Origin of the sequence: Cellulomonas sp. IC4_254, assembly GCF_011603975.1 — a bacterium.
GTDB lineage: Bacteria > Actinomycetota > Actinomycetes > Actinomycetales > Cellulomonadaceae > Cellulomonas.
The window spans coordinates 1-8215 of sequence record NZ_JAANNB010000174.1; the positions used below are offsets into that span (position 1 = coordinate 1).

The 8215-nt window shown below is 73.7% G+C and carries 10 protein-coding genes; 8 read left to right on the forward strand and 2 right to left on the reverse strand.

The window, feature by feature from the left end; genetic code table 11:
• From G6556_RS14960 to G6556_RS14980, 5 genes are all read left to right on the forward strand, one after another.
• The coding region (locus G6556_RS14960; protein WP_166943051.1) for an MFS transporter at nt 1-523 on the forward strand (523 nt) is incomplete at its 5' end.
• Between the two features lie 29 nt (nt 524-552).
• Nucleotides 553-972 carry a Dabb family protein gene (locus G6556_RS14965; RefSeq protein ID WP_166943054.1) on the forward strand — a complete coding sequence of 140 codons (420 nt, stop codon included), beginning with the start codon at nt 553-555 and terminating at the stop codon, nt 970-972.
• A 270-nt stretch (nt 973-1242) separates the two neighbouring features.
• Nucleotides 1243-1494 (forward strand): hypothetical protein, encoded by a 252-nt coding sequence (locus G6556_RS14970; RefSeq protein WP_166943057.1) that lies wholly within the window; start codon nt 1243-1245, stop codon nt 1492-1494.
• 38 nt (nt 1495-1532) lie between these two features.
• Entirely contained in the window at nt 1533-2258 is a 726-nt protein-coding gene (locus tag G6556_RS14975; RefSeq protein WP_166943060.1) for a hypothetical protein, read from the forward strand.
• A 60-nt stretch (nt 2259-2318) separates the two neighbouring features.
• The gene (locus tag G6556_RS14980) at nt 2319-3326 is read left to right on the forward strand and encodes a DMT family transporter (protein ID WP_240934587.1); all 1008 of its coding nucleotides are present in this window, start codon (nt 2319-2321) and stop codon (nt 3324-3326) included.
• Here the strand turns inward: G6556_RS14980 and G6556_RS14985 are convergent.
• On the reverse strand, nt 3274-3606 hold the full coding sequence (locus G6556_RS14985; RefSeq protein WP_205693543.1) for a hypothetical protein: 333 nt from the start codon (nt 3604-3606) through the stop codon (nt 3274-3276). The two genes, G6556_RS14980 and G6556_RS14985, sit on opposite strands and share 53 nt — an antisense overlap.
• Nucleotides 3607-3742: 136 nt before the next feature.
• A complete protein-coding gene (locus G6556_RS14990; RefSeq protein ID WP_166943062.1) occupies nt 3743-4756 on the reverse strand; it encodes a LacI family DNA-binding transcriptional regulator in 1014 nt (337 codons plus the stop codon).
• A 152-nt stretch (nt 4757-4908) separates the two neighbouring features.
• On the opposite strand from G6556_RS14990, the gene G6556_RS14995 reads away from it, so the two are divergent.
• From G6556_RS14995 to G6556_RS15005, 3 genes are read left to right on the forward strand one after another with little or no spacing between them, the layout of a single operon-like run.
• Entirely contained in the window at nt 4909-6309 is a 1401-nt protein-coding gene (locus G6556_RS14995) for an extracellular solute-binding protein (protein WP_166943065.1), read from the forward strand.
• On the forward strand, nt 6306-7217 hold the full coding sequence (locus tag G6556_RS15000; protein WP_346774928.1) for a sugar ABC transporter permease: 912 nt from the start codon (nt 6306-6308) through the stop codon (nt 7215-7217). Before G6556_RS14995 ends, G6556_RS15000 begins: the two co-directional genes overlap by 4 nt.
• A complete protein-coding gene (locus G6556_RS15005) occupies nt 7217-8158 on the forward strand; it encodes a carbohydrate ABC transporter permease (protein ID WP_166943068.1) in 942 nt (313 codons plus the stop codon). The genes G6556_RS15000 and G6556_RS15005 overlap by 1 nt, the downstream gene beginning before the upstream one ends.
• The last annotated feature ends 57 nt before the right edge of the window (nt 8159-8215 follow it).

Here is an 8215-nt window from a genome sequence, read left to right on the forward strand (position 1 = left end):
CCTCGGCGCGACCGCGGTCTTCTACCTGGCCCCGACGCAGCTCCCGTTCCTCCTGGGCGGGCTGGGCCTCGGGCCCGGTGTCGTCGGGCTGGCGATCGCCGGGTCCACCCTGAGCGGGCTGGCCGGCTCCCTCGCGTTCCCGGCGGTGCGGCGGCGCCTGCCGTCGGCCGTGATCACGCTGCTCGCGCTGGCCCTTCTGGGCGTGGGCTGGCTCGTGATCGGCCGGGCGAGCGGCCTCGCGCCGGTCGTCACCGGCCTCCTCGTCGGGGGCGTCGGCGTCGGGCTGACCGTGCCGAACCTCAACCTCCGCCTTGGCGACCTCGCCGCCGACGCGCGCCGCGGGCGGGTGCTCGCCGGGCTCGTCACCGGCATCTTCCTCGGGCAGTTCCTGTCGCCGCTCGCGGCGGGGCCGCTCGTGGCCGCCCTAGGCCCCGGTGGCGCGTTCACCGCTGCCGGGCTGCTGACCACCGCCGGGGCGGTCCTCGCCGCCCCGGTCCTCCTCCGGCCGCGCCGCGGCCGGTGACCCACCACCACCACCTGAAGGAGACCATCATGATCGTCCACGGCAACCGCTTCACCATCAAGGCCGGCGTCACCGAGGCCCAGCTCGAGGAGGCCCTGGAGAGCCTGCGGAACCAGGGCCGCGTCATCCCGTCCGTCCGGTCGTTCGTCGTCGGCCGGGACTTCGGCGGCGAGTACGAGTGGGGCGCCACCTTCGTCATCGACGACCTCGACGGGTACTGGGAGTACCTCGTCCACCCGGCCCACCGGAACACCGACCGCGTCGGCCTGCCGCTGGTCGACCGGTTCGCGTCGTTCGACATCACGGACGACGAGGACCCCGAGATGGGTGCCAAGATCGCGGCCCTGCACCAGCGGCGGTACGAGAGCGACGCCGTGCTCACGGAGCTCGTCTCCGACCTGGGCGAGTACACGGGCTCGGCGGCGCCCGGGCCGCACGGCGCGCACTGACCCCGTGCCGTCCGAGCCGGGTCGGTCCAGCGGGACCGGCCCGGCTCGCTCGGCGTGCCGACGGCCCTGCTGCCCGTCTCCGACGGCGGGACGGGCGCGAGCGGGGCTCTTGGCGACCGGGAGGGTGAACGGGGGGCTTCTCCGTCACCAGGTCCCCGCGGGTCCCCTACGGTACGGAGCGCCGCCTCGATCGAGCGGTCGACCGCCGCCCGGGGAGGCGCCATGGGTCATGCCGCAGGTGCGGGCGCGCACCGCGCTCCCCGGTTGCGCATGACGCCGGTGGGCCGGGTCCGGTCGAGCGAGGGCTGGTCGGTGGTGGTCGTGGGTCCCCTCACGATCCGCTACTCGGACGACCTCGGGGACGTGGACGTGGGCGCGGAGGCCCGCGGCGGTCGGCGGACCGGCTTCGAGCTGTACCCCGAGTCGCTCGCGCACCTGCCCCGCGAGCGCGCCGACCTCGTCGTCGCTCGCGTCCGGGAGGCGTTCGCGCACGCCGGCTGGCACCTGAGGGTCGCCGAGTGAGGCGCTGGCGGGGTGGCATGCCGACGAGGCGGCGGCTGGTGCGCACCGGGCCGGTCGCCCGGCTGCTCGGCGCCTACTGGGTCGGGATGTGCGCGCTCGCGGTGGCGCTGGAGGCGGATGACGCGCCGGTCGCGGCTGCTGCCGCCGGGGCGGCCGGGATGGCGCTGGTCGTGCGGATGACGCGGATGGGCGTGTTCTCGGACGGGCGCGACCTGCGGTGCGTCTCGTGGTTGGTGACCCGCCGCGTGCCTGTCGCCGACGTGACGGCGGTCGCGGTCGTCGGCTACTCGGGCTTCGCCAACCGGTTCAGCCGCTCCGGGATGCTGTCGATGCTGGTCGTCGAGCGGGCGTCGGCGCGCCCGCTCGTCCTGCGCGGCACCGTCGCCCGTGCCGCGACGGTGGCGCGTGCGGCGCGGGACGTCGAGGCCGTGGTGCTCGGTGCGGCCGGTGCCCCGTGCCGCCCGGGCCCGCGGGGGACCAGGGCCGACGCGAAGGCGCTGGCGCACGAGACCCGGGCCGCCCTCGCGGCGGTCGACGCGGCGTTCGGGAGCCCGGCCGACGCCACCGACGCGGGCTTCGAGGCCGCAGTGGAGGCGGACGCGCTGCAGGCGTCGGTGACCGGGGGCCTCGGGCGATCCGGCATGGGGACGTCCGCCGTGCTGAGCGGCAAGGAGTCGTGCCGAGCGCTGCTCGGGCGAACGGACCTCCCGCCGGCGCAGCGCGAGGCGGTGGCCGGCATGCTGGCCGTCCTGGAGCGCTGGTAGCGAGCCGCGCCTGAGGTGTCGACGCGCGCCGATGTATACCGGTCGGTATAGTCGCCGGCCATGAGTAGACAGACCGGTGTACTCGCTCCTGTGCTGACCGCGGCGGCAGCCGTCGCCTTCGTCGCGTCGTGGAGCTCGGGCTTCGTCCTCGCGAAGGTCGCGACGGTGGACGTCGCCCCGCTGACGCTGCTGGTCTGGCGGTTCCTCCCGGTGGCGCTCGGGCTGGTGGTGGTCACATCGGCCACGAGCGCCGCCCGGGCCGTCCCGCGCGCCGACCTCCGGAGGCAGGCCGTGATCGGGCTGTTCGCGCAGCTCGGGTACGTCGTGTGCGTGTACGCGGCGATCGCCGCCGGCGTCGCGACCGGGACCACCGCGCTCATCGACGCGGTGCAGCCGCTGGTGGTGGCGACGCTCGTCGGACCGCTGCTGGGGCTGCGGGTGCGCGGCGCGCAGTGGGCCGGGCTCGGCGTCGGCGCGGTGGGGGTGCTGCTGGTCGTGCGGTCGCAGCTCGGTGGGTCGACGGCCCCCGCGGCGGCCTACCTGCTGCCGCTCGCCGCGATGGCGTGCCTGGTGGCGGGGACGTTCCTCGAGCGGCGGTCGGCCGCACGCCCGCCGGTCCTGGTGGTGCTGACGGTGCAGGTCGTGGTGACGGCGGCGGTGCTGCTCGTGGTGGCGGCCGCGACCGGAGCGCTCGTCCCGCCCGCCGACGCCGGGTTCTGGGTCGCCACGGCGCTCGCGGCCGCGTTCCCGACGCTCGCCGCGTACGGGCTCTACTGGTGGCTGCTCCGCACGCTCGGCGTCACGGCGCTGAACGCGCTGCTGTTCCTGGTCGCGCCCGCGACGGCCGCGGCCGGCGCCGTCTGGCTGGGGGAGCGGCTGACGGCGGTGACGCTCACCGGGTTCGCCCTGTGCGGTGCGGGGGTCGCGGTCGTGCTGGCGGTCGAGGCGCGGGCCGCACGGGCGGCCTGCGTGGTGCGGGAGGTGCGGGGCGGCCGCGACGCCGCTCCGGAGGCGGTCAGCGTCGCCGCGCCCGCCCCGCCCCGAACGGCCCCCCGAACACGATCGTGATCCCCAGGACGAACCCGACGTCGTACCAGTTCCCCGAGTTGAACACCTCGTACGGCGAGACGGTCCGGGTGAACAGGGACACGATCCAGGTGATCGGCAGGATGATCCCGTGCCAGAGCCCGAGCCAGAACCCGGCGGGCTCCTCTGCCCCCGGCGGCGCCTGACCGACCTCCGGGTTCACCCCGGCGGCGCACGCCGCGAGCAGCAGCACGGTCGCGGCGGCGATCCCGACGGCGGCGAGCACGCGGGTGCGGGGGCGGCGGGCGCGGCGGGTGTCCATGCCGGTCATGCTGGCAGCGCCCCTCGCAGCCCGGGTCGCCGCATCCGTCGAGATGGCAACTCTCGGCTGCGCGTGGGCGCCCGTGCGCAGCCGAGAGTTGCCATCTCGGCGAGAGGGCAGCGAGAGGGTGGCGAGGTCAGGCGGCGCTCGTGCTCTCCCGCGCGCGGACCGTGTGCGGCGCGGTGACCTCCACGGCCGGCGTGTCCGGGTCCGAGATCCGCGCGGCGATCCGCGCCACCGCCTCCCGGGCGATGAACGGCGTGTCCAGCGACACCGTCGACAGCGTGGGCCGGGAGTACCGGCCCTCCTCGATGTCGTCGATCCCGATGACCGCGACGTCCTCCGGCACCCGCAGCCCGGCGTCGAACACGGCGCGGATCGCGCCCATCGCCAGCAGGTCGGAGTAGCAGAAGATCGCGTCCGGCCGGTCGCGCAGCGCGAGCAGGGAGGCCGCCGCGGCGTACCCGTCCGCGCGCCGGTAGTGCGCCGCCGCCCGCAGGAGCGACGGGTCCACCGGCAGGCCGGCCGCGCCCAGCGCCCGCTCGTACCCGGTGGTCCGCTGCTGCGGCGTCGCGTACGACTCCTCCGGCTGCGCCCCGATCGCCGCGATCCGGGTCCGCCCGACGGCGACCAGGTGCCCGACCGCGTCGGCCGCGGCCTGCACGTTGTCGATCGCGACGTGGTCGTACCGGCCGTCGAAGTCGTGCTCGCCGAGCAGCACCAGCGGCATGGTCGACGCGCCCTGCATCTCCAGCAGCTCCGCCCGGGTCACGAGGGGGCTGAAGAGCACGCCGTCGAACAGCATGGTCCGGTCGGCCCCGGTGAGGAGCTGCCGCTCGCGCTCGTGGTCGTGCCCGGTCTGGTCGACCATCACGCGGTAGCCGAGGTCGGCGGCGGCGTTGATGACCTCGCGCGCCAGCTCGGCGAAGTACGGCAGGTCGATCTCGGGGACGACGAGCGCGAGCACCCCGGTGCGACCGGTGCGCAGGGTGCGCGCGACGGGGTTGGGGCGGTAGTCGAGCTCCTCGATGGCGGCGAGCACCCGGGAGCGCATCCGCTCGCTCACGTGGGTGTAGCCGCTGACCACGTTCGACACGGTGCGCACCGAGACCTGGGCGTGCTCGGCGACGTCGCGCAGGGTCGCGGCCATGCCACCTCCTCGTCGTGGGTCATCCCCAGCATAGGGGTCTTGCAACGTGTGCAAAGAAGGGCTACTTTGCACACGTTGGCAAAGACGCAAGCCGGACCCGTCGACGCCCCGCCCCCCGCGGCGTCGTCGCCCGATCGCACAAGGGAGTGCCGATGCACCCGACCCACCCCGCGCGGCGAGCCCGCCGCGGCCGGCCGATCGCCCTGGTGGCGACCGCGCTCGCCGCCGCGACCGCCCTCGCCGCCTGCGGCCCCTCCATCTCCGGCGGCTCCGACGACGGCGCGGGCGGCAGCACCGCCGCGGCCGACGCCGACCGCCTTCAGCCCCCGACCGGCGACAGCCCCAGCGGCGAGATCACCATCTGGGACCGCTCTGGCGACCTGTTCAACGTCTTCGACGCCGTCATCGACGACTTCAACGAGGTGTACCCGGACATCGTGGTGCACCACGAGGCGGTCGACATCGACGCGAAGCTGCAGAACACGCTCATCACCGAGACCGACGTCCCCGACGGGGTGTTCCTCGACGACGCGAAGGTCGCCGGCTACGCCGACTACCTGTGGGACCTCACCGACGTCCTGGAGCCGTACGTCGACGACATCGCGCCGCAGAAGATCGACGTGAACTCGCTCGACGGCGGCCTCTACGGCGTCCCGTTCGACCTCGACCCGGGCCTGCTGTTCTACAACGCGACCGCGCTGGAGGCGGCCGGCGTCGACGCCACGCAGATCGAGACGTACGACGACCTGCTCGAGGCCGCGCGGCAGTACCAGGCCGCCGTGCCGGGGTCGAAGCCGATCCACCTGGAGCAGAGCGCGTTCCTCGGCCAGCTGCAGCTGGAGATGTTCGCGAGCCAGCTCGGCACGTCGATCGCGGACGAGAACGGCGAGCTGCGCCTCGACTCCGACGCCTACCGGCAGATCCTCGGCTGGCTCGACACGGTCCAGACCGAGGGCCTCGGCACCCGCGCCGAGTACCTGTCGCCGAGCGACGTCGGCCCGCTGGAGAACGGCCAGCAGGTGTTCTACCCGTGGGCCATCTGGTTCTCGTTCGCGCCCGAGCAGCAGCTCACCCAGACGTCCGGCGACTGGCGGGCCATGCCGCTGCCGGCGTGGGAGGACGGCGGCGCGCGGTCCGGCGCGATGGGCGGCTCGTCGTTCGTGCTGCCGAAGACGGGCGAGAACTCCGAGCTCGCGTGGCTGTTCTACGAGTTCCTCATGTACGACGAGGCCGGCTACTCCGCGGTCTGGGGACCGAACGACACGTACCCGAACGGCCTCGCCACCTCGATCCCGGCGTACGCGCCGGCGGCCGACCCCGAGAAGCCGCTGTTCGGCCCGGTGGCCGGGCTCGGCGACCAGGACCTGTGGACCACCGCCGTCGAGGCCGGGTCCGAGATCCCCGGCGGCGCGCCGACGCCGTCGTGGTGGGCGGGCGCCGTCGACTACCTGGGGACGGACGTGCAGCGCATGCTCGACGGCGAGCTCACGCCGGACCAGGTGATCGAGCAGTCGACCGCCGACATCCAGGCCGACCTCGTGGACCGGCAGTGACCGCTGCCGCCACGACGGCACCCGTCGCGACCCGGGGCAGCAGGCGTCCGCACCTGCCCCGGGCCGTGGCCCCGTACGTGTTCGTCGCCCCGTTCGTCGCGATCTTCGTGGCGTTCAGCGTCTACCCGATGCTGTTCACGCTCCGGCTGTCCTTCACCAACTGGCGGGGGAGCGGCGCGGCGGAGTGGGTCGGGCTGGGCAACTACACCTACCTGCTCGGCAACGAGGCGTTCTGGTCCTCGCTCGGCAACTCCGCCGTGCTGTGGCTGCTGATCGTGCCGGTGCAGATGGCGCTGGCCCTCGTCGTCGCGGTGCTGCTCGACAACGCGAAGACCCGGATGCGCGGCTTCTACCGGATCGCGTTCCTGGTGCCGTTCGTGACGCCGCTGGTCGCGGTCGCGCAGATCTGGGTCGTCGTGTTCGACCGGGACTACGGCGCGGTCAACGGGCTGCTCAACCTGGTCGGGCTGCCCGACGTCGGCTGGCTGACGACGACCCAGTGGGCCAAACCGACCCTGGCGCTGCTGTTCCTGTGGAAGACCACCGGCTTCATCGTGGTGATCCTGCTGTCCGGGCTGCAGTCCATCGACGGTGCGGTCTACGAGGCCGCCTCGATCGACGGGGCCTCGCCGGTGCGCCGGTTCTGGAGCATCACCGTCCCGCTGGTGCGCCGCACGCTGATGTTCTCCGTCGTGCTGCAGACCCTCGCGGTGTTCCAGATGTTCGCCGAGCCGTTCGTCGTCACCGACGGCGGGCCGTACGGCTCGACCACCACCGCCGGCCTGCACCTGTACGACCACATCAACCGGGCCGACCTCGGCACCGGCGCGGCCAACTCGTTCTTGCTCGTGATCATCGTGATGGCGCTGTCGCTGGGGTTCGTGCGGCTGCTCCGGTCGGAGGACTGATGACCGCCACCGAGACCCGTCCCGTGGGCTCGTCGCCCCGCTCGCCGCGGCACCCCGCCACCGCGGGGACCGCCCCGGCCCGCGGCCCCCGACGCCGCTGGGCGCCCGGCCCGCTCGGCACCCAGGCGTTCCTGCTCGTGCTGGCGCTCGCGTTCCTCGCGCCGGTCGTCTGGGCGCTGGTGTCCGCGTTCAAGCCGGCCACCCAGATCGTCGGCGACCCGCTCGGGCTCGACCCGTCGTCGCTGACCCTGGAGAACTTCCGCCGGATGTTCGCGGACGTGCCGATCGGCCAGGGCTTCCTCAACACCGCCGTCGTGCTCGTCGTGAAGGGCTCGCTGACGCTGTTCTGCGCGCCGCTCGCCGCCTACGCGTTCGCGAAGTACACGTTCCGCGGCCGCGACCTGCTGTTCGGCACCGTGCTCATCACGCTCATGCTCCCGACGATCGTGCTGATCATCCCGCTGCTGCTGGAGATGAAGGAGCTCGGCTGGGTCAACACGTACCAGGCGCTCATCCTGCCCGGCGCGGTCGACGCGTTCGCGATCTTCTGGATGCGTCAGGTGATCGCCGCCGTCCCCGACGAGCTGCTGGACGCCGCCCGCGTCGACGGCTGCACCGAGTTCGGCATCTTCTGGCGGATCGTGCTGCCGGTGATCCGGCCGGCGCTCGCCGGGCTCGCGGTGCTGACCGTCATGAACATCTACAACGACTTCGTCTGGCCGGTCGTCGCCGCCTCGTCCTCGCGGATGGCGACGCTCCAGGTCGTGCTGTCGACGCTCGCGCAGAACATCACCGGCAACCGGATCGGCGCCGACTACGCCACCGTCACCGGCGAGCTCCTGGCCGCCGCGTCGATCGCGCTGATCCCGCTCCTGCTCGTCTTCATCGCCCTCCAGAAGCACTTCATCAACGGCATCCTCGCCGGAAGCGTCAAGGGCTGACCTCGTCTTCTTCCCCGAAAGGCCCCGCACCGATGACCGCAGCCCTGCCCGCCGCGC

Coding starts and splice junctions, on each gene's coding strand:
- G6556_RS15005 (WP_166943068.1), top strand. CDS start 7,217: ATGACCGCCACCGAGACCCGTCCCGTGGGCTCGTCGCCCCGCTCGCCG.
- G6556_RS14985 (WP_205693543.1), bottom strand. CDS start 3,606: ATGGACACCCGCCGCGCCCGCCGCCCCCGCACCCGCGTGCTCGCCGCC.
- G6556_RS14995 (WP_166943065.1), top strand. CDS start 4,909: ATGCACCCGACCCACCCCGCGCGGCGAGCCCGCCGCGGCCGGCCGATC.
- G6556_RS14980 (WP_240934587.1), top strand. CDS start 2,319: ATGAGTAGACAGACCGGTGTACTCGCTCCTGTGCTGACCGCGGCGGCA.
- G6556_RS14970 (WP_166943057.1), top strand. CDS start 1,243: ATGACGCCGGTGGGCCGGGTCCGGTCGAGCGAGGGCTGGTCGGTGGTG.
- G6556_RS14965 (WP_166943054.1), top strand. CDS start 553: ATGATCGTCCACGGCAACCGCTTCACCATCAAGGCCGGCGTCACCGAG.
- G6556_RS14990 (WP_166943062.1), bottom strand. CDS start 4,756: ATGGCCGCGACCCTGCGCGACGTCGCCGAGCACGCCCAGGTCTCGGTG.